At 47.7% G+C, this 19,796-nt stretch carries 22 protein-coding genes and 1 other annotated feature; of the genes, 1 reads left to right on the forward strand and 21 read right to left on the reverse strand.

The window, feature by feature from the left end; genetic code table 11:
* Nucleotides 1-76 precede the first annotated feature (76 nt).
* The 21 genes from spoIVA to BN1360_RS20780 all read right to left on the reverse strand — a co-directional run bounded on the left by spoIVA (nt 77) and on the right by BN1360_RS20780 (nt 18,187).
* Nucleotides 77-1,555: a stage IV sporulation protein A gene (gene spoIVA, locus BN1360_RS20680; RefSeq protein WP_068781828.1), complete on the reverse strand. Its 1,479-nt coding sequence runs from the start codon at nt 1,553-1,555 to the stop codon at nt 77-79.
* Between the two features lie 421 nt (nt 1,556-1,976).
* Nucleotides 1,977-2,747, reverse strand: a complete 771-nt coding sequence (locus BN1360_RS20685) for a DUF3939 domain-containing protein (RefSeq protein WP_229521067.1) — start codon at nt 2,745-2,747, stop codon at nt 1,977-1,979.
* A gap of 17 nt (nt 2,748-2,764) precedes the next feature.
* The gene (locus BN1360_RS20690) at nt 2,765-3,112 is read right to left on the reverse strand and encodes a 2Fe-2S iron-sulfur cluster-binding protein (protein ID WP_068781751.1); all 348 of its coding nucleotides are present in this window, start codon (nt 3,110-3,112) and stop codon (nt 2,765-2,767) included.
* 34 nt (nt 3,113-3,146) lie between these two features.
* Complete coding sequence (locus tag BN1360_RS20695) at nt 3,147-3,785, reverse strand: nucleotidyltransferase family protein (protein WP_069188394.1); 639 nt, start codon at nt 3,783-3,785, stop codon at nt 3,147-3,149.
* A gap of 36 nt (nt 3,786-3,821) precedes the next feature.
* Complete coding sequence (locus BN1360_RS20700) at nt 3,822-4,001, reverse strand: DUF2768 family protein (RefSeq protein ID WP_068781831.1); 180 nt, start codon at nt 3,999-4,001, stop codon at nt 3,822-3,824.
* Nucleotides 4,002-4,274: 273 nt separating this feature from the next.
* Nucleotides 4,275-4,547, reverse strand: coding sequence for a stage VI sporulation protein F (locus tag BN1360_RS20705; RefSeq protein ID WP_068781752.1), 273 nt, complete (start codon nt 4,545-4,547; stop codon nt 4,275-4,277).
* A 142-nt stretch (nt 4,548-4,689) separates the two neighbouring features.
* Complete coding sequence (locus BN1360_RS20710; protein ID WP_068781753.1) at nt 4,690-5,730, reverse strand: NAD(P)H-dependent glycerol-3-phosphate dehydrogenase; 1,041 nt, start codon at nt 5,728-5,730, stop codon at nt 4,690-4,692.
* Nucleotides 5,723-6,334 (reverse strand): glycerol-3-phosphate 1-O-acyltransferase PlsY, encoded by a 612-nt coding sequence (gene plsY, locus BN1360_RS20715; protein ID WP_068781754.1) that lies wholly within the window; start codon nt 6,332-6,334, stop codon nt 5,723-5,725. The genes BN1360_RS20710 and plsY overlap by 8 nt, the downstream gene beginning before the upstream one ends.
* Before the next feature lie 14 nt (nt 6,335-6,348).
* Nucleotides 6,349-7,671, reverse strand: coding sequence for a ribosome biogenesis GTPase Der (gene der / locus BN1360_RS20720; protein WP_068781755.1), 1,323 nt, complete (start codon nt 7,669-7,671; stop codon nt 6,349-6,351).
* Between the two features lie 175 nt (nt 7,672-7,846).
* Nucleotides 7,847-9,079 (reverse strand): 30S ribosomal protein S1, encoded by a 1,233-nt coding sequence (rpsA, locus tag BN1360_RS20725; RefSeq protein WP_068781756.1) that lies wholly within the window; start codon nt 9,077-9,079, stop codon nt 7,847-7,849.
* 132 nt (nt 9,080-9,211) lie between these two features.
* On the reverse strand, nt 9,212-9,793 hold the full coding sequence (locus tag BN1360_RS20730) for a lysophospholipid acyltransferase family protein (protein WP_068781757.1): 582 nt from the start codon (nt 9,791-9,793) through the stop codon (nt 9,212-9,214).
* On the reverse strand, nt 9,794-10,501 hold the full coding sequence (gene cmk, locus BN1360_RS20735) for a (d)CMP kinase (protein WP_068781758.1): 708 nt from the start codon (nt 10,499-10,501) through the stop codon (nt 9,794-9,796). It lies immediately after the preceding gene.
* Between the two features lie 117 nt (nt 10,502-10,618).
* Nucleotides 10,619-10,825, reverse strand: coding sequence for a hypothetical protein (locus tag BN1360_RS20740; RefSeq protein ID WP_218652900.1), 207 nt, complete (start codon nt 10,823-10,825; stop codon nt 10,619-10,621).
* A 121-nt stretch (nt 10,826-10,946) separates the two neighbouring features.
* A complete protein-coding gene (locus BN1360_RS20745; RefSeq protein WP_179014135.1) occupies nt 10,947-11,600 on the reverse strand; it encodes a flagellar brake protein in 654 nt (217 codons plus the stop codon).
* A gap of 158 nt (nt 11,601-11,758) precedes the next feature.
* Entirely contained in the window at nt 11,759-13,156 is a 1,398-nt protein-coding gene (ypeB, locus tag BN1360_RS20750; RefSeq protein WP_068781761.1) for a germination protein YpeB, read from the reverse strand.
* A 329-nt stretch (nt 13,157-13,485) separates the two neighbouring features.
* Nucleotides 13,486-14,175: a glutamic-type intramembrane protease PrsW gene (prsW, locus tag BN1360_RS20755; RefSeq protein WP_068781762.1), complete on the reverse strand. Its 690-nt coding sequence runs from the start codon at nt 14,173-14,175 to the stop codon at nt 13,486-13,488.
* Nucleotides 14,176-14,233: 58 nt separating this feature from the next.
* The gene (locus BN1360_RS20760) at nt 14,234-14,854 is read right to left on the reverse strand and encodes a genetic competence negative regulator (RefSeq protein ID WP_068781763.1); all 621 of its coding nucleotides are present in this window, start codon (nt 14,852-14,854) and stop codon (nt 14,234-14,236) included.
* Nucleotides 14,855-15,071: 217 nt separating this feature from the next.
* The gene (locus tag BN1360_RS20765; protein WP_068781764.1) at nt 15,072-15,425 is read right to left on the reverse strand and encodes a hypothetical protein; all 354 of its coding nucleotides are present in this window, start codon (nt 15,423-15,425) and stop codon (nt 15,072-15,074) included.
* 106 nt (nt 15,426-15,531) lie between these two features.
* Nucleotides 15,532-16,815 (reverse strand): serine--tRNA ligase, encoded by a 1,284-nt coding sequence (gene serS / locus BN1360_RS20770; RefSeq protein WP_068781765.1) that lies wholly within the window; start codon nt 16,813-16,815, stop codon nt 15,532-15,534.
* A gap of 389 nt (nt 16,816-17,204) precedes the next feature.
* Nucleotides 17,205-17,597: a hypothetical protein gene (locus tag BN1360_RS20775; protein ID WP_068781767.1), complete on the reverse strand. Its 393-nt coding sequence runs from the start codon at nt 17,595-17,597 to the stop codon at nt 17,205-17,207.
* A complete protein-coding gene (locus tag BN1360_RS20780) occupies nt 17,594-18,187 on the reverse strand; it encodes a CPBP family intramembrane glutamic endopeptidase (RefSeq protein WP_068781832.1) in 594 nt (197 codons plus the stop codon). The genes BN1360_RS20775 and BN1360_RS20780 overlap by 4 nt, the downstream gene beginning before the upstream one ends.
* Before the next feature lie 95 nt (nt 18,188-18,282).
* Here BN1360_RS20780 and BN1360_RS20785 point away from each other — a divergent pair, with 95 nt between their 5' ends.
* Nucleotides 18,283-19,218: a hypothetical protein gene (locus BN1360_RS20785; protein ID WP_068781768.1), complete on the forward strand. Its 936-nt coding sequence runs from the start codon at nt 18,283-18,285 to the stop codon at nt 19,216-19,218.
* Nucleotides 19,219-19,373: 155 nt separating this feature from the next.
* Nucleotides 19,374-19,600 (forward strand) — a binding site (T-box leader).
* The last annotated feature ends 196 nt before the right edge of the window (nt 19,601-19,796 follow it).

A 19,796-nucleotide genomic window follows, 5' to 3' on the forward strand; every position in this document is an offset into this window, starting at 1 on the left:
TCAGGAAGTTATCCCGACATCGAATCTTGAACCCACCCGGGCCTTCCGGTGCTGGCAGCTAAGCCTTTGAATGTATTTACAAGATGATTGCGATCAGGCCGCCGGAGCCTTCGTTGATAATGCGGCCGAGCGTCTCTTGAAGCTTGTAGCGGGCATTATCCGGCATCATGGCAATTTTGCCCTGAATTCCTTCTCTGACGATCGAATGCAAGGAGCGACCAAAAATATCGGATTCCCAAATCTTAATCGGATCGTTCTCGAAGTCCTGCATCAGATAGCGAACGAGCTCTTCACTTTGCTTCTCTGTCCCGATAATCGGAGCAAATTCCGATTCGACATCGACCCGGATCATATGAATCGATGGAGCTGTCGCTTTCAAGCGTACACCGAATCTCGAACCTTGACGAATTAGTTCCGGCTCGTCGAGAGCCATCTCAGCCAGCGAAGGAGCGGCAATGCCGTAGCCCGTTGTCTTGACCATCTCCAGCGCCTCGGCGAAGCGGTCATACTCCCTCTTGGCGTGTGAAAATTCCTGCATCAGCTGAAGCAGATGATCCTTGCCGCGAATCTCAACCCCAACGACCTCCATCAAGATGCGGTCATACAGGTCATCCGGCGCATAGAGATCAATCTCCGCTACACCTTGCCCCATGTTGAGACCGCTGAGGCCAGCCTTGTCGATGAAGTCGTATTCCATAAAATTACTGACGACACGATCCACATCCCGCAGACGGCGGATATCCTTGACCGTATCCCGTACAGAATTCTCGTAATTGCTGCGCAGCCAGTGGTTTTCATTCAGCACCATAACCCAGCTCGGCAGATTGACGTTAACTTCATGAACCGGAAATTCATACAGTACCTCTCGCAGAACGCCTGTTACGTCTTCCTCAGTCATCGTAGCTGCACTGAGCGTGATGACTGGAATATCATATTTAGCGGCGAGCTCTCCGCGAAGCTGCTGTGCTTCCTCGCTACTCGGCTTTGTCGAGTTGATAACCAATACGAACGGCTTACCGACTTCTTTCAATTCCGCTATTACCCGTTCCTCCGAGTCCACATAGGAATAACGCGGAATATCAGCAATCGTCCCGTCCGTCGTAACGACAACGCCTAGCGTGGAATGCTCCTGAATGACCTTGCGCGTGCCAATCTCTGCTGCTTCCTGGAACGGAATCGGTTCTTCGAACCAAGGCGTTGAGATCATGCGTGGACCATTCTCATCCTCGTAGCCCTTAGCGCCTTCTACCGCATAACCGACACAGTCTACTAACCTTACATTTACCTCAAGACCTTCAGAGACCTTGATCTGTACCGCATTGTTAGGCACAAATTTAGGCTCTGTCGTCATAATCGTCTTCCCGGCTGCACTCTGCGGAAGCTCATCCACTGCGCGGACCCGATCCGCTTCGTTGGTGATGTTCGGAAGTACGACGGTCTCCATAAAACGCTTGATAAATGTTGATTTCCCTGTGCGGACAGCTCCGACAACTCCGAGATAAATGTCGCCTCCAGTTCGTTCGGCAATGTCCTTATAAATGTCTACTTTCTCCAATACCAATGATATCCCCTCCTCAAATTTTGCCGAAGGAAAAATGCTTTGAGAGCATCCGCTTCGTCATTCTCATTCCTTAACGCCTACTGCTATAATAGGAGCGGCAGCTCCTCTTGCCCGTGCCCGCCGCCGCGAACCGCTGTGGAGTGAGACTGAACGAAAGCGGCGTTAACTCGTACATGCATTTGGACTAGTATCATCATATGTACCAGACGCGGATTTATGACGGAATTTCAAGAGAAACCGTTTTTTTAATTGAAGCGTCGCAAAGACGCCCTACGGGCATGATTCCGCCACATAGAATCCATATGATTATATGAGGTTAGTTATGACGGATAAAAAAAGAAGACTGCCAAAAAATATCCGGCAATCTTCTTTAATTCCTATATTACTTGCCCTATTTATACTACTAATCGTTACGCTATTTCCCGGTTGCCATAGCTGCAGGCGCTCCTTCCGACCAGCTGTAAGGCAGCGACTTGACAGGGACGTAATAGGAATGATCCGTTAAATATTCTCTAAGATCCTTCTCCTGATCTTCCTTTGCATCCAGCTGGGATTTATCAATCACCTGCATGATGTCAAAGGCATAATCAAGATAGACGATACCCTCATCATCTACAAGAAACGGCTGCTCCTGACCGGAGAAAACACTGCTCACCTTATAGTCTTGTGCATCGGCCAGCTTCAAATCAACCAGTTTCAGACCCGGGTAAGCCTCCGGCCCATCCTGGACAGGCGAAGCCCCGCCATGCTTGCTGCGGTAGCTATCGACCATTCGCTGTACATCATTTACTTTCTGAACGGTTAATAGATCCATGACCTTGACTGTAGGGTCCACTTCCTCATTTAAGACCAGGAAATAAACGCTGCCTCCTTGCTCAAATGCGGCGCTTGGCATCTCCTCCAAATAACCCTTATCATGCAGCTGAATCATATCAATCCGGTATTTCTCATATCTCGGCGTTTCCGGGCCGGCGGTAATGATCGGCAGTATGCCCGTGTCGGTCTGGAATTGATCAAGCGCCCGTTGAACACGCTCGACGCTCTCCCTGTAAGATCTTGTAGGGGTCTGTTCTTGCCCGCCTGGATACATACATCCCGATAATAGAATTAGCAGACAGGCAAGCATAACCAGACCCGGAAAAATCCTGGATTGCCGGCTCACGATATGACGGTTCAAGCGTTTCAACAAGCATCCCCCTTTGTTTATATCTCATCCAGCCTTTGCTGTTCCAATTGCTTTCTAATCGCCGCCTTCAGAGGGTCCTCGGGCAGCTCAACCTCAGCACTGCCGCAGATGATTGCCTGGCATGCCAGACGGTATCCTTCGTCAAGCAGCGAGCCAAGCTTGCGCCTCTCGGCATCATTAGGAGGCCGCAGCGCAGCGGCATGTTCGGGATTCACCTTGACCTTGCACATCAGGCAGGCCGCTTTCCCCCCACAACGTGTGGCGATATGCACCCTGGCTTCCCGGGCAGCACGGAGAACGCTTGTCCCTGGGCGTACTTTTACTACCTTTTGCGGAGGATTAAATCTTATCTGTGTCTGTCCCATCAGCGCTTATCCTCCAATCCTTTATGTGCTAGGCTTAATAGTCGGATTCTTGCCAGGGCCATGATAGCAGCGGCTGATCCAACAGCTCGGCCATCCTTGCGATCTGGTCCCGATTCCATTGATTCCGCTTCAGAAGGACGGCCAGCAGCGGCATATGCTTCTGCGGTTCCCTGCGCATCACAGCGGCAATATTCACATAACGGTCAGGACGGCCCCTCAGTACGTTAAAGACGAACTCATGAGCCAGAGGCATCAAGCTAAGCGACTGTCCCTGCACCCTCGTCTGCACTGCGGATGAGGCCAGCACCTCGGCGATCTCCGTCCTATAGACTCCGCCTTCCGACCTTACTTCGAATCCCCCGACCAATTCTATCGAAATCGAGCCTAAAGAGTAATGACTTAATACAGAGACATAACGCTCGGTTCGATCGAAATGCGGCTCATCTACCGCAATAGACTGCAATAATTCGTGAATCCGGTTCGCCTCATTTAAATCCGCATATACATCGATATCCCGCGGTGCAGCGGGGATCGCCACCCCTTGCAGCAGCAAGCTGCTGCTTCCCCCCAGCATCCAAAGGCCTTCCGCTTCCTGCAATCTTGCAGCCAGCTCTGTTAATGCAGGGATCATCCCGGGATACTTATTAATGTCAGACTTGATCCCATCTGTCATGTCATTCCCTCTTTTCTTAGTCTGCCTGAAATCCATCTATGTAATCGATATAAGTCCCGTCAGGAAGCCCGCCAACATAATTACGAAAGCAACCAGTGAAAGTATCCCCTTAAGCAGCCCTTTCGTCTTGGTTCTTGCAAACGTAATCAGAAATACGGACAAGCCCATGACGAGAATTGCGGCAATAGACAGCCACATTTTGGTCATTGCATCCAGAACCATAATTGTACACTCCTATAATCGGTTATTCAAAAAGTCCACCATCGGTAAGAAAATCTGATCAAGGCCCATTCAAGGAAAAGCGACCTTTTTGAACACGCGCTATAAATTTCCATTGATTGATATGATGAATATTATAGCATTTCGACCGAAAACAGGCTACGCGATTGCATAAAATAAAAATAACAAAAAAGCCCCACAGGAATTTATATCTCCTGCAGGACCATTCCCGACATAGCAGCACCATGATTAATGGAGATCAATGCCCACTTACTTCTTGATCATCATTTTCATCAGAGCTTGCATATTGCTCGCGTTCATGCCGCTCTTCTTCACTGCGCTGACGATTTCATTTATAGTACTCTCCGTAACCGGCACCTTGGCAGCCGCTGATACCTGTTTGATCAGCTTGCGCAGCTCGGCTTCATTTTGCATAGTAGACGGCTTCACATTGCTGGCCAGCTTCTTGACTGTGCCTTCTGTTATATTTTTACCACTTTTTTTGTTGATGGCATTAAGAGCATCCTTGGAAAAATTGTTCATTCGTTCGCCTCCTCCGTTGTCCTCTTTCCCATAGTATGAGAACGGAACGAAAAAGGTGAGTGGGCTTCCTGCTCAGAAAATAAGTAGGCCATCCCCTGCCATCAGCCTGCTTCCTGGTTGACGGAAAACGGTATGCTCTTATCTACTTATGCCAGGTTTCCCAGGTCTCGATGGACATCAGTTCCATCTCCGTCTTCTTATCGCGCCCCATTAGAGCTTCCACCGCTGTCCTGGGATCGAGACCCTCGAACAGAACCTGATAGAGCTGCTGGGTAATCGGCATCTGTACCTTGTACATATCAGAAAGCGTATGGGCCGCTTTCGTGGTGCGAATTCCTTCCACAACCATGCCCATAGAACTTAACACCGTCTCCAGCTTCTTGCCTTCGCCAAGCATATAACCAGCACGCCAGTTACGGCTATGACGGCTTGTCGCAGTAACGACAAGGTCGCCAACTCCCGCCAGCCCGGCAAAAGTAAGCGGATTGGCCCCCATCTCCGCACCGATTCGAGTAATCTCGGCGAGTCCGCGTGTCAGCAAAGCTGCTTTGGCATTATCCCCAAAGCCCAGACCGTCGGACATCCCCGCGCCAAGCGCGATAATGTTCTTCAGCGCTCCCGCCAGTTCGACCCCGACCATGTCGCGATTCGTATAAACGCGGAAATAAGGATTCATGAACAGATCCTGAGCACGAATAGCCATTGAGTCGTCCAGAGCCGCTACGACCACTGTCGTCGGGCAGCGCTTCACAACTTCCTCGGCATGGCTCGGTCCGGAGAGAACGACGATCTGCCCTTCCTCGCATTCGAGTTCCTCCGCAATTACCGTAGAGATACGCTTGAGTGATTCGGTTTCAAAGCCCTTGGTAGCATGCACCACCAACATCTCTTCCGTCCAATATGGACGCATCTGCCGGGCAACTTCACGAATCGCAGCTGAAGGGGCGACGATAACTACGGCCTCAGCCTCGTCCATCGCCTCATGCATGTCCGTCGTAGCGGTCAAATTCGGAGGTAAAGTAACCCCAGGCAGGAACCGCCCATTGGTATGGAGACGGTTGATTTCGTCCTTTTGCGACTCATTGCGAGTCCAGATGACAACATTCATCTCCTTATCCGCCAGCACGCTTGCGAGCGCTGTTCCCCAACTTCCCGCTACCAGTACAGCAACCTTCCTAGCCAACGTTGCTCCCTCCCTTAGAACCTAGCTTATTCTCTCTGCCCTGCAGAATCTTGACGATATTTGTCCGATGTCTCCAGATCGCAAAGAGACAAATGAGCAAACTAACCCAAAAATATGGACCAACGCCTTCAAATATAACGAGAAAAACAGGCGTTAACAACACGAATAATAATGAACCTAGAGACACGTATCTCGTAAATACGATCGAAAGAATCGCGATTATTCCAGCATATAATGCCGGAAAGAAGAACAGGGATGCCATAACTCCAATTGTGGAAGCAATCCCCTTGCCTCCACGGAAACGGAAGTAGACCGGCCAATTATGACCAATAATAACCGCAATCCCGCATAGCGCAGGCAACCATACAGAACCATCGCCTAGCCAGCGCCCTATCCAGACTGCGGCGATCCCTTTCAGCACATCAAGCGTTAACACGAGAATCGCCGGCCCTTTTCCAAGTACCCGAAGCGTATTAGTAGCACCGGCGTTGCCGCTGCCATGCTGACGAATATCGATTCCCTTGATCGCCTTAGCAATCACCACACTAAAGCTGACCGAACCAAGCAAATAAGAAGCAAGAACTGCAATGACGGATAAAATCAACTTGTCGTCCTCTCCTAACCCTCATCAGACTTACGCCGCGTGAACAGACGGATCGGCGTACCTTCAAAATCAAAAGCGGCGCGGATCTTATTCTCCAGATAACGTTCATAGGAGAAGTGCATCAGCTCCGGATCATTAACAAACACAACGATCGTCGGAGGTTTAACCGCTACCTGAGTCACATAATTAATCCGCAGTCTTCTGCCTTTATCCGTTGGCGGCGGGTTGATAGCCACCGCATCCGAGACGACATCATTCAGCAGATGAGTCTGAATCCGCTTCGTATGTTGATCAGCAACATGCTGCACAACCGGAAGCAGCTTGTGGAGTCTTTGCTTCGTCTTTGCTGACAGAAATACGACGGGAGCATAGGTCATGAACAAGAAATGATCGCGTATCTTCTGCTCAAACTGGTGCATCGTCTTGTCATCCTTCTCAACGACATCCCATTTGTTCACAACAAATGCAGAAGCCTTGCCTGCTTCATAAGCGTAGCCGGCAATATGCTTGTCCTGTTCAATAATTCCTTCTTCCCCATTGATGAGCACTAGCACGACATCAGCGCGCTCGATTGCCTTCATCGCACGCATTACGCTATATTTCTCAGTCGTCTCGTACACCTTGCCCCGCTTGCGCATACCAGCCGTATCAATCAATACATACTTCTGGCCGTCCCTCTCAAACGGAGTATCGACAGCATCGCGGGTTGTTCCGGCGATGTCGCTGACAATTACGCGCTCCTCGCCCAATATCGCATTAACAAGCGAGGATTTACCCACGTTCGGACGTCCGATCAAGGCTACCCGGATCACATCTTCATCGTACTCATCATCCGTCAGCTCTGGCAGATTCTCAACGATCGCATCCAGCAGATCGCCGATTCCGGTGCCGTGGCTGCCGGATACGCCAATAGGCTCGCCGAAGCCGAGATTGTAAAATTCATAAATAAAATCCTGACGCCCGATGTTATCTACCTTGTTAACAGCGACAATGACAGGCTTACCGCTGCGATAGAGCATGGTGGCTACTTCTTCATCCGCACCGGTCACTCCTGTCTTAGCATCACACATGAACACGATTACGTCAGCTTCCTCAATCGCCAGTTCAGCTTGCATCCGAATCAACTTCAGAATCGGTTCTTCATCGCTAAGCTCAATACCCCCCGTGTCGATAACGCTGAACGGTACCCCATTCCATTCCGCCGTGCCGTAGATCCGATCCCGTGTAATTCCCGGCTTGTCTTCAACAATTGCCAGACGATCGCCAATCAAACGGTTAAAGATTGTAGATTTGCCTACATTCGGCCTACCGACAATGGCCACTACGGGTCTTGCCATAAGCATTCCTCCTAAAATCGTTCAAAATCTATATTCACTTCCTGTTGATTATCCCGTAAAAAATACGCCTAAATAATCATAGCAAAAAAATACTGAATTGGCTAACTATAGTGTTGCCAAAAAAAACAGCGAACCCACATAAGAGGGTCCGCCGATCTCAAAAGCTAATATCCGCTTATTTCAATTTGCTCAGCTTGTCTCCAAAACGTTCGCCCAGAGTAATGCTAAGTCCTTGGTTGCTAAGGGAAACATTAGGATTATCGCCCAGATCTTCTTTTCTTACGCTGCTGCCTTTCGAAGGCTTCTCGCTCTTAGGCGCCGGAGCTGGTGCTTCTTCCGTTTCCTTAATGCTCAGGCTCGCACGTTTTTCAGATGCGTTGAGGTCCAAAATTTTAACTTGAACCGTTTGGCCTTCCTTCAACACTTCAAACGGCGTGCCGATATGTTTATGAGAAATTTGCGAAATATGAACAAGTCCTTCAACGCCTGGAGCGATTTCAACAAACGCTCCGAAATTAACAAGACGTTTTACTTCACCGCTCACGATATCGCCAATATGGAATTGCTCACTAGCCGAATCCCAAGGTCCTGGCAAAGCAGCTTTGATGCTCAGGCTGATCTTACCTTTCTCAGGGTCAACCTTGAGGACTTTAACCTTGACTTTATCTCCTTCAAAGAGGACGTCAGCCGGTTTGTCAACATGGCTCCACGAGATTTCAGATACGTGTACAAGTCCGTCCACGCCGCCCACATCAACAAATGCGCCGAATTGGGTCAAACGCTGTACTGTACCTTCGATTACTTGACCTTCAGCAAGGCCAGCCATTACCTTTTGCTTGTTAGCTTCGAATTCTTCATCGAGAACATCCTTTTGGGACAGGATTACTTTGTTGTTCTCTTTGTCGATTTCTTTCACTTTTACGCGAAGCGTACGGCCTTTGTAATCGCTGAAATCTTCAACAAAATGGCGTTCAACCATGGAAGCCGGAATGAAGCCGCGCAGACCTACGTCAACAACGAGGCCGCCCTTAACAACGTCGGCAACAGTAACTTCGAAGGTTTCTTGGCTGTCCAAGCGAGCTTGCAATTCATCCCAAGCGTTCTCGCTGTCGATTGCACGTTTGGAGAGAACCAGACGCTCCTTCTCGTCGTCGATGCTGACAACCTTAGTCTCAACCTCTTGACCAACCTGTACGGCGTCCGCAATGTTGTCCAGGTGGACGGAGGACAATTCACGAATAGGAATAACGCCGTCATATTTATATCCAATGCTGACATAAGCTTGGTTATCCTCGATTTTGACGATCGTTCCTGTTACGGTGTCCCCTTTTTTCAAGGATACGATTTGCTCCATTTCTTCTTGGCTTGCCTCAACGGCTTCCAAGCCATTCTTTGTTTCTTCCGACATGTCAATAACCTCCTCAATTCAAAAAAAACCATTTATTTAAACTCGCTAGTAGCGTAGTTCAAAACAATTCACGGATATAGCTTACCAATTATCCCCTATCTTCATGCATTTGCAATAAAATAGGTTTTCCAGTTATATCGATTGTTTCAGTTCTGCAATTCGGGACATAATGGCATCTGTGGCCAGATCAACCGCTTCGGTCTTTGGCGCTTCCTTGAACTGGGCCATATCGATCGGCTCGCCGTATACTACAATCGTTTTACGAAAAAGCTTATAATTGCCGATAATCGCTGCAGGAACGACGGCTGCATCACTACGAAGCGCAAAGGTTGCGGCCCCTTTCTTGCCTACTCCCATATCTTCCCCTTTGGCACGGTGGCCTTCAGGAAAAATGCCCATTACATGTCCATCACGAAGCAAAGTCAGGGAAGTCTTGATCGATTCCTTGCTTACGCTGCCGCGTTTGACAGGGAAAGCTCCTAGCTCTTTAATTAGCCAGCCCAGGCCGACGATATCGAATAATTCCTTCTTGGCCATAAAATGAACCTTGCGATCCAATAAAATGCCGATCGTTGGAGGATCGAGCAGACTGATATGATTAGCACATAGCAGCACTCCCCCTTCTTGAGGAATATTCTCCATTCCCTTCGCTTCCAAACGGAACAGTGCCTTATAGATTATTCGAAGCACTGCGCGACAAAAGCTATAAATCATCTATACTTCTCCCTCTCTCCCTTGTATGCTCTGCGCCCGGGATACGATAAATTGAGCAACCTCATCAATCGACATATTTGTCGTATCCAGTAGAATCGCATCCTCAGCCTGACGAAGCGGAGATATCGTCCGTTCCCGGTCAAGGCGATCACGCTCTGCGATATCAAGTTCAAGCTGCTCCAAAGTGATGTCGCTTTGTTCCTTCATTTCCTTGTATCTGCGAAGAGCTCTCTCCTCAATGCTTGCGGTCATAAATATTTTGACTTCCGCATCCGGGAGCACCGTAGTTCCGATATCACGGCCATCCATGACGACCCCTTTACGCAAAGCCATTTGCTGCTGCAGTGAGACAAGCCTGCTCCGCAGCCCCTCGATTTGCGCATATCGGGACACTATGGCGTTAACGGCAATCGAACGAATCTCTTCTGTGACATCTCTGCCATCAACCAGCACCTGCTGTCCGTTCTCTCCGGGAATCAGCTCGATTTCCAGACGGTTTACCGCTTGCAACACTTGATCCACATCTTCCGAAGATATGCCTTGCTGGAGCATAGACCAGGTGGCAGCCCGGTACATCGCACCGGTATCTACATAAACATAGGACAACTTGCCTGCTACCTTACGGGCAATAGTACTCTTACCTGCCCCGGCTGGCCCGTCAATCGCGATGTTGATTCTGCCGTTAGCTTTAGACGCTGCACTTGCCAATGGGGCATTCCTCCTCAAAAACGGGTCTCAAGAAAAAAGCAGGCTTTGCCTGCGACGTGAAAATTATACCACACATAACTAAGGGATGCAAAAGAGAATAGCGCGAAAAGAGTAATATTAGCGCCTATTTTCCCGTTGAATCGGAACCCCCTCAAACTTATCTGCGGATGAAAGCCAATGTCTGATTTCAGGGATCCGAAGTGCCGCTTGCAGCAGACATAAACTGATCACCAGCAATAGGATAATTCTTCTCAGCCACCGCTCAATCGGCCTGCAAACCCGCAAGAACAGCTCCGTATATTCGCGTGCGTCCCGGTCATTCACCCTGATCGCCCCCTGTCCTTATTAGAGTAGTTCAGAAAGTCTGCTATTGAAAGGTGCAGCGACTTTTTGGAACACTCTCTTTAGGTATTTCCTAATTTGAGGCAGGGGAATCATTCCATGATCAACGATTCTTGAAGTCAAATTGCCGTTCAAAGCAGTAGCGAATAATCTTCTGACGCTCCATATCGGAGATACTGACCAGCTTCAGCATGGCGATCAATCGATCGGTCTCCAGCTTCTTAATGCGTACAATCTCGGCTTCAAAAGGGACATGATCAATGGAACCGTTCTTGTATGGAATCAGCAGCCAGCAATATAACTGATCCCCTTGGGAAAGCTTGTATTTACTGTCGCATTTAAAAGAGACACCGCCTCCGCCAACATCCTCGGTATAGGTGACAAACCGGGCGTTGTCCTTCATTCTTACCGCGATCTCCAGATCTGCCACCACCCGGAGGAAATCCCTCCGTTGAATCTTGGTAATCGTCTCTGGCTCCGGTTTGCGAATCCGTATCATCTGTACCTTATCATCTGCAAAGCCGGTTACGTATGTATTAAAAAAATTCTTGATCCCGCCCTCAGACAGAAAATATACAGAAAGCTCGTCCCCAATAACAAGCCGCTTGAGTCTCCCTGTTCCGCTCTCGATCGGTACTTCAATCAAAAATGAATCTTCATCATCGTCGGCAATGCGCGATTTATACTCCTTCTCTTGCACCTTCTTGTCAACAGAAGCGACATGGATGTAGACAAGATCATTTACTTTCGGGTACAAGCTTTCACCTCCTAGGTCAACATTACACATTAAATTATATCACGCTATCCCCAGACAGGAGATACAGAATTTCAAAACATTTCATTAAAGCAAGAAGAGCCGGATCAGCTCCTTTTTAAAAGGCGCTCGATCCAGCTCTTGTTTGGGTTTTGCAGTTGTTAAGCCTGCTTCTTATTCTTTTGCTTTTGTGGGGTATTGGAGTTCTCCGTCTGATTCGTTGGTTTATTGCTTCTTACCTCTTCGATATTCTCTTCGGTCCCGTTCTCTGCATTAATATAAATACGATATTCCGTACCGTTGATTGAACCGCCAAATTCATAGGTCAGCACTTTGTCAGACAGTTCATTCTTAATGAGCGAAAGCCGGTTGTATTTCTCCTTAAAGTCAGAATTCAAATACTTCCTCGCCTGTTCAACCGTCAGTTTCGGCTTTGGAATCTTCTGGTTGACCTCACGCTCATAGACATAATCACTGGCCTGAAGCCCGGTAACCTGTCCGTTGTCCAGACCTACACGCACCGTAACTTTCTCCGGATAGATCAAGACATCTCCTTGTTTACTAACAAAGGTTAAGCTGCCGATATTGTCATATTGATCATAGGATACCGGAGTCATATCAGGGTACCCTTTCTCCTTTAGAAACTTCTCCGATTCAGCTCTTGCTTCTTTATAGCCTAGTGATCTCTGTCCAATTGTCCGTTCGCAGGAATAGGATATCAGATGTCCGCCGTTACGGGTATAATCCAGCGTATAAGTCTCATCCTTCTTGCCATTGGACTTGGCAGTGTAGGAAGCCCACTCCGTACCGCGTCCATTCTCGACAACTTTGATGTCACCGTTTTGTTGCCCGATAAATTGAGCTGCTTTTTGCTTGATATTCGCCGCTGTAATCGGAGTCCCGCCCAGCTTCTTCACCGACCGTTTGGTGTACATGCTGGATACGGACGGGCCCCAGTCAAGCTCAGGGTATTCCCCTACTTTTTTATCCACCGTTTTGAAGCCATCGATAATCGTATTATCCTTCGCTTCTTTATTCGTCGCCAAGGCGGTCTCTACGTCCATCCAACGCAGACGATTGGAGATAACCTTGTCCTGAACGTCTTGAAGATCCTTGGAGATTTGTGCCGAGCTATTGTAGAGCTCTTTCAAATTTTTAACCTCATTATCCGTTAACGGCTGCTTGGTCAAATCGCGAACCGCTGTCTGATAAGAGAAGTTAGAGATCCGTGACAGGAACTCCTCGGTCTTGCTGAAAGGGAGCATCGTAAGCGGAAGCTGGTTGATCTCATTTTGCGCTTCGCTTGTAATTCTCCAGACATTAACCAGACCCTTGCGCTGGGAGCCGGTCGATGCCGAATGAACCGCCAGCGTGTTGCCAAGCTGACTATGAAGCCGATCGACGTGATACGACAAGTCATGGAAAGCGCGCTGATATTGGTTCTCGGCTTTGATCAAGATCGAGTTCTTCTCCTGATTCTCCTGATAACCCCATACCAATGCGCCGATTAATAAAAGAGTGGCAATAGGAAATAAAATCGCACTCAAACGTTTATACATTGGCTAAAGCTCCTTTCTTCATCTAAGCTGTGCTTATTTTGAGTTGAAAAAAGAAGCTTTATTCATACAGTCTGGAAAATTAGGATATCCACACCGAACTATAGTGCTTCCTCGATCAAAAAATCATCGCGATTGTCGCATAGACACTGCTTAAAGCCTGTTTCGATCTGATCTTTATCCTTATCTTTCCTCCCCCGCAAAATAAAACGTTCACCACATGCTTTGCAGGTTATAGTAATTTTGATGCGCATAGCAAAAAGGCACCCCTTCCAGTTAACGAATCATTTACCCGCAATATCTGGATTTAGGATGCCCAATTTGTAGTCATATTAATCTTGACCTCCCGCCTCAGTAAGACGGAAGGGAGAACGTTTTGTCGCCCGATAGATTTTGCCCAAGCCTCCATACCAGAAAAAAGCCATCAGCGGAACGATATACCATATCCAATATTGCGATAAGTTATCTAATATCCAATCATAGACCCCGTGCCAGAATAAAGGCAGCAGAAGCGAGAAGATTAAATACTTCCGGTTGCTCCACCCGGTCGAGAATTTCGCACGACCCAAGTAATATCCCATCATAACGCCAAACATGGCATGTCCCGATACCGGCAGCAAAGCTCGGACCATCATCGTTCCCATGGTAGCGTGGCTGGCAAAGGCATAGATTACATTCTCGACGGTTGCGAAGCCAAGCGATATGGCCGTTGCATAAAGAATACCGTCATAAGGCTCATCAAACTCGGTATGGTGATATATAAGATAAAATAGAACAAACCATTTTAACGCCTCTTCAACGCCGGCGGAGACAACAAAAGCTTGCACCATCGGGCCGTCTCCCAGCCAAATCGTCAGACCGCGCTGAAATATCATGACCGGCAAAATGACCAGAAATCCGATCAGAAACACCTTAAGAACCATCTGCAACGGTTCAGCATCGTACTTGTCCCTGAGATAGAAATAAGTAAGCAGGGCGATACCTGGAGCGACCGCTGCAGTTAAGATTGAGAAAATTAGCAAACGGGATACCTCCTTGTATCGTCCCTTATCTCAAAAATAGCTGACCTAAAAAGTCTGCTTAATTTTGTAATTTAAAATGGCTGCATATCACTTCCACAGCATTCTCTGCGATGACTATGCTCCCGTATTCCTCCAGCACAGCTGAGGTTACCGGTGTAGCATCGCCGAATTCCGCCATAACTGCGATAATGGCCTGTATCTTGGTCTCTTCAAGAGGCTCAGGATCTACTTGCAGAATCCATTTGTTATTATATTTATACAGTCTGCCGACATTTTCAAGCATATGATTAAGAACGTGAGCCGCTTCGATCAATGTTTCGAAATCATCGAAAGAATACAGAATGGTGTCACTGCTCTCTAAGGTTACTTCCATTTCATATACTTCATCCGGCAATTCATCCTCATAAGACGACCCAAATCCAGGATGATGATGGTCATATTTCCCGCGTGTAACAATTACGACCATCCCTTGTGCAGGCAAAGCGATCACTTCAACAGCTAAAGGACCGGTAGCATCGAATCCAACTTCCTTGTATGCCTGATCCATCATTTCAGTAAACAAGTCGTGAACCTTGGGAATCTCTTGCCACATATCCTCTTTCTGAATACCACGCTCGCTCAGATCATCAAAAGTAAGGAAAATCCGTATCTTATCCTGGCCAAGTCTTTCTATCCTCATACAGGATCCTCCTCTCATGCCGTTGTTATAACAAATTATGAAACGTGCTTTAATATGTGATGGAAATGGTTCTTTGTATGTATGTTATCATTTATTTTGCGTAAATGCACGTAATAATGTTAGGCAAAAAAAGAATCATTTCTCGCCGAATTATCGTATTCTGCGAAAAATGATTCCATAAAGCAAGTTTCAACTACTGGTTGGCTCTATTCAGATATTACAATCCTGGAATCTGTGTGTTGCTTTCCTTAAGAATGGACTCAACTTCATGCAACACTTCCGGATTCCCCTTAATAAAATCTTTGATCTGGCTTACAGTGTATTCCTTCGAATGATCCGCTGTGGACGATGAGCTCTGACTGGGAAACACCTGGGCACTCAGCGTGCTCCCACGGCTACTCGTCGATCTAGCCTGCCCGTTATGGCATTCCTTCCCCGTCTTCATACCCGCCAGGCTCAAAGCTGAACCTGCCTCGCTCATCATTGACATCCAGTTGAATTTACGTTTGGATGCCATGACTCCAGCAGCGGCACCGAGGATAACTCCGCATAAGAATGTGGAAGATCTCACCTGAACAACCTCCTTAGTTATGATAAAATCACACTTATTGTTCGCCCTTTAAAACAAACTCATGCGACATAAATACAGGAAAGCATTGTATAACAGGCTGATTCCCTTAATTCTGCGGTAGCAGTTCAGTGCGCCCGCCCAAATATTTGCGCAGGGCAGGCGGAACAGAAATCGAACCATCCTTCCGCTGATGGTTCTCCAGCAGCGGGATTAATATTCTCGGCGAAGCGACCGCTGTGTTGTTCAACGTATAGCAATATTGCAGCTTCCCTTGCTCATCCCGGCAGCGAATATTCGACCTTCTCGCCTGGAAGCTATGCAGATCCGATGCCGAGTGCGTCTCGCCATAATTGTTTCGGCTTGGCATCCAGGTCTCAAGGTCGTACTGCTTGTAGGTTTTCTGCGACATATCGCCAGCGCATACTGCCATCACCCGATAGGGAAGCTCCAAGGCCTGCAGAAGCTGCTCCGAATGCGCGGTAATCTCTTGCAGCAATTGTTCCGACAAGGCAGGATCAGGCTTACAGATAACAACCATCTCCACTTTGGCAAATTGATGAACCCGGTATAATCCGCGGACATCCCTTCCCGCTGACCCGACCTCACTGCGAAAACAATTCGAAATACCGGCTAGCTTAATTGGCTTCTCCACATCCACGATTTCTCCCCCATAATAGGAGACAAGCGGCACCTCGGACGTACCCACCATCCATAGCGATTCGTCCCGTACAGCATAAGCCTGATCTTGGCCGGTTGGAAAAAAGCCGGTGTTCATCATATTTTCTTCGCGAACCATCATTGGAACGTCAAACGGAATAAAGTCATGTTCCAGAAGCAAATCCAGTGCGAGCTGCTGAACGGCGCGATGGAGAAGCAGTCCCATCCCCTTCAAATAATAGCTGCGGCTCCCACCAACCTTAACCCCGCGCGGGATGTCAATCATATCGTGACGGATGCCCAAATCGACGTGATCAAGCGGATCGAACGACCATGATGGCTGCGCTCCCCATCTTCGAACCTCGACATTGTCCGCATCCGAACTTCCTTCCGGCGTATCGGGAGAAGGGACATTCGGAATAAGCATCATAAGGCGTTCAAGCTCACTATTCACTTGATCCAGCTTCTGCGACAGGCTCGCAATCCGCTCGTTAAGCTGCTTGAGCTCGCCTTTGCTTCGCTCGGCTTCATCAGCCTTTCCTGCTTGCAATAGCTCAGCCACCTGAGCGGAACCTTCATTTCTCTTCTTTCGCATCCCTTCAACTTCCCGCAGCAGCTCCTTTCTCCGATCGTTCTTCCGCAAGCATTCTTCTACAGATACCTCGATCCCTTTCTTGTTCGCAGCCGCCTGCACTTCGGCGGCGTGGTCTCGAATCCAGTGAATATCCAGCATTTCTAACCGCTCCTTTTGGCTTTGATAAAAATACAAAGAGCGCCCTCATCCCTTGGGACGAGGAGCGCTCTGCTCGCGGTGCCACCCAATTTACTGAAGCGCAACAATGCTGCTTCAATCACTTGGTTCCGCGATAACGGGCGGTCCGTTAAACTTAGGATAGACATCTCTATCTTGGCGAGAACGCCTCTGAGTTGGAATCTCTTCATCGGCATTTTTCCGGTTATGTTCTTGTGGTCTACATCATATATGCAGCTTGCTCAAAAAGTCAAGCCAATACGCCTTGTAAAAAAAGGTTCATCAAGTAAATTGGCCTTTGGATCACGGCCGCTCATGCTTGCATGACTTTAATTGGCATCCTTATCGATAGCGGGCTTTTTGAGCTTCATCTACAGACCGTATTTTTGACCCCAGGGGGATTTGCTGATGCCCCACCATAACAAAAAGACGAGCAATCCTATAAAGATATATAATAGCGAGTTGAGGAACCACTTCTGCAGCTTCAGCCGTTGTGACGGAAACATTTGCTTGCGTGTCGGCAGGTCCTTCATATTGGTTCCATCAGCTTCGTCTTGTTCCTGGAATGCTTCATCCGGAGCTTCGTTCACAAACGGAATCTCCTCCCGGGATAAGTCCTCATGCTCTTCCTTCTGGTAGTCCGCCAAGAAATCCGGTCCTGTTCTACTGGCTCTCGCTTCTGACGAGCGACGCTGTCTGCTCTTGGTGTGTTTGGTCTCACGGCTGCGTTGATACCGTTCAACCCTGCTCAAACGCTCACTCATGTTTCCCTCCGATATTTAATGACTAGCCCGGATACAAGGTCGATAATGAAATGGCATAAAATAGGCGCCCACAGCGTCCCTGTCAGAACATAAATATAACCCAGTCCATAGCTGCTCAAAAATACCCACCCGGTCGGAATCCAATGCTTCAAATAACGGACATGAATCACTGCAAACAGAATACTCGTCCAATAGATGCCAAGTCCATGCTGGACAGCTCCCCGGAACAGCAACTCCTCGCAGATCGCTACTACCAGGCAGATCAGTACAATATGCCAGATAGGACGGCTTCGAAAGAGCATATTGTTAATTCCCCCATCGTCCATGCTATCCTCTCCGACAAATCTGGAAATAAGCATATCTGCACAAAACATAATACCGGCCAATCCGATACTATAGTATGCAAATTCAGGATGTTCAGGAAATGTTAACACATTTAGGGGGTTTCGCTTCTGAAATAACAAAATGATTAGACCGATAAATAAAGTAAGTCCTTGAGTAAGATACAAATTGATCAGCAAGATTCGCTCATTCAGTTGACCGGGATCGACCTTTTGTATCTTGATTTTGTCAAATTTGAACTTTTTCATATAATTTGTCAAACCCTGTCCTTTATAATGATATTGAGATGAATACATATTTGTTCGCTCATGGACTGAAAAATATGAATTAAGGAGCGGTACTCATGAATCGCAAATCGAATTCCTCCCGTGGTGAGATGCTGTTTACAATGGGCTTTCTCTTCACCTTGATCGCCGCCTTCGGGACGTTCTTTCTGGGCTTGCAGATCGGCGTCAGCAAGACGGAGGCGAAATACGCCAGCATCGCTAATTATGACTATGTGCTTGAATCCGATGGTTCCTATCAGCAGCAGGATTTGGTCACCTTTTATTTTACCGTCTTTCAGCCGTACCAGAATTTCAAGAACAACTACGTCTCAACCATGGACAGGTACCATCGAGGCGCTCATGGCGACGGGGATGCGATCTCCAGTCAAACGCTGAAGCAGCTGCGTAAATCTGCCCAGGATCAGTACAAGGAAGTTGCCTCGTATCAGGTGTCCAGCAACTCTCCGCTTTTGCTTGAAGCACAGGCCGACATTCTGAAGAGTCTGCGGCTCTTTGATGAGAATATCGATCGATCAGTCAAACAGACGAGCGTTATTACATTAGCCAAGCTGTCCGATCGCCCGGAGGCGAACGATGAATTTCTGGAGAGCGCAGTAAATTTCGGGCTTCAGGCTCAAAATAAATTCTATGCATCCATCTTGAAATGGAGTTCCAAATACGACAAATCCATTCCAGACTCATTCAACTTCAATACAAACGCTACGATCAAGGAATGGAAGACATACTCCTTCGCCATAAAAAATAAAGCTGTCGCTGATATTATGCTTAAGGACAAAATGTATGTGAACTATCTGCCTCAAGATATGACGGCTAAGATTGATCAAATGATTACTAGCGGAAAAGCATCATCGCTCAATCTTAATTCTGTGCAGTCCGTTGTGAAAATTCTCACAGAAACAGAAGCTATTCAAGAAAATGAATTTCTAAAATGGAAACCTGCTTTTTATAAATCCGAGTCGCTTCCTGAACTGCCTTTTTTCTTCGAGGACTGAAGGTTTCAGACAGAAAAACAGAGTTTTTTCGACATTAACAAAATCATAACTAAAAAAACGGGCAGATTCAAGAGCGCCCCGGCCCCGGGCTATTGTACCATTCACAGTATTGACACCTTTCTTAGACCATGGTACATTATGAAAAATCATACTCGTGAAAAACAATGAAGGAACATGGCTGCTATGAAACTCCCAGAGAGCCGGTGGTGCTGCGAACCGGTAGTGTACATAACAGCTTAAGCGATCCTGAGTCACTGCGTTGAAGCTCAAGTAGGCGCAGTCGGAGAACTCCGTTATCAGTTTTGTCTTAACGACAAATGAGGCTGCTTCTGCGAAGAGGCAGTGAATTAGGGTGGTACCACGAACAACTCTCGTCCCTTACTACGGTAGTAGTATGCGGATTGAGAGTTTTTTTGTTGCCTGGATACACGCTAAGCTGCTTCATAACACGTTGTGTCTTTGTCGCAGTATAACGGGAAATCGCTGAAGTGATAGAGCAATGACAATCCGGCAAGGCGATTGAACGAGCACATTTATAGAGGTTGAACTACCAGTTCAGCTTATATATACAAAAAAAG

This window comes from Paenibacillus sp. GM2 (genome assembly GCF_900069005.2).
In the GTDB taxonomy this organism is placed as follows: domain Bacteria; phylum Bacillota; class Bacilli; order Paenibacillales; family Paenibacillaceae; genus Fontibacillus.

Excerpts from the sequence above, each read along its gene's own strand:
- BN1360_RS20695 (WP_069188394.1), bottom strand. The coding sequence starts at position 3,785 with ATGACAGATGGGATCAAGTCTGACATTAATAAGTATCCCGGGATGATC.
- der (WP_068781755.1), bottom strand. The coding sequence starts at position 7,671 with ATGGCAAGACCCGTAGTGGCCATTGTCGGTAGGCCGAATGTAGGCAAA.
- BN1360_RS20690 (WP_068781751.1), bottom strand. The coding sequence starts at position 3,112 with ATGGGACAGACACAGATAAGATTTAATCCTCCGCAAAAGGTAGTAAAA.
- BN1360_RS20780 (WP_068781832.1), bottom strand. The coding sequence starts at position 18,187 with ATGAAAAAGTTCAAATTTGACAAAATCAAGATACAAAAGGTCGATCCC.
- BN1360_RS20760 (WP_068781763.1), bottom strand. The coding sequence starts at position 14,854 with ATGAGGATAGAAAGACTTGGCCAGGATAAGATACGGATTTTCCTTACT.
- BN1360_RS20785 (WP_068781768.1), top strand. The coding sequence starts at position 18,283 with ATGAATCGCAAATCGAATTCCTCCCGTGGTGAGATGCTGTTTACAATG.
- serS (WP_068781765.1), bottom strand. The coding sequence starts at position 16,815 with ATGCTGGATATTCACTGGATTCGAGACCACGCCGCCGAAGTGCAGGCG.
- rpsA (WP_068781756.1), bottom strand. The coding sequence starts at position 9,079 with ATGTCGGAAGAAACAAAGAATGGCTTGGAAGCCGTTGAGGCAAGCCAA.
- BN1360_RS20730 (WP_068781757.1), bottom strand. The coding sequence starts at position 9,793 with ATGATTTATAGCTTTTGTCGCGCAGTGCTTCGAATAATCTATAAGGCA.
- BN1360_RS20705 (WP_068781752.1), bottom strand. The coding sequence starts at position 4,547 with ATGAACAATTTTTCCAAGGATGCTCTTAATGCCATCAACAAAAAAAGT.
- BN1360_RS20775 (WP_068781767.1), bottom strand. The coding sequence starts at position 17,597 with ATGAGTGAGCGTTTGAGCAGGGTTGAACGGTATCAACGCAGCCGTGAG.
- ypeB (WP_068781761.1), bottom strand. The coding sequence starts at position 13,156 with ATGTATAAACGTTTGAGTGCGATTTTATTTCCTATTGCCACTCTTTTA.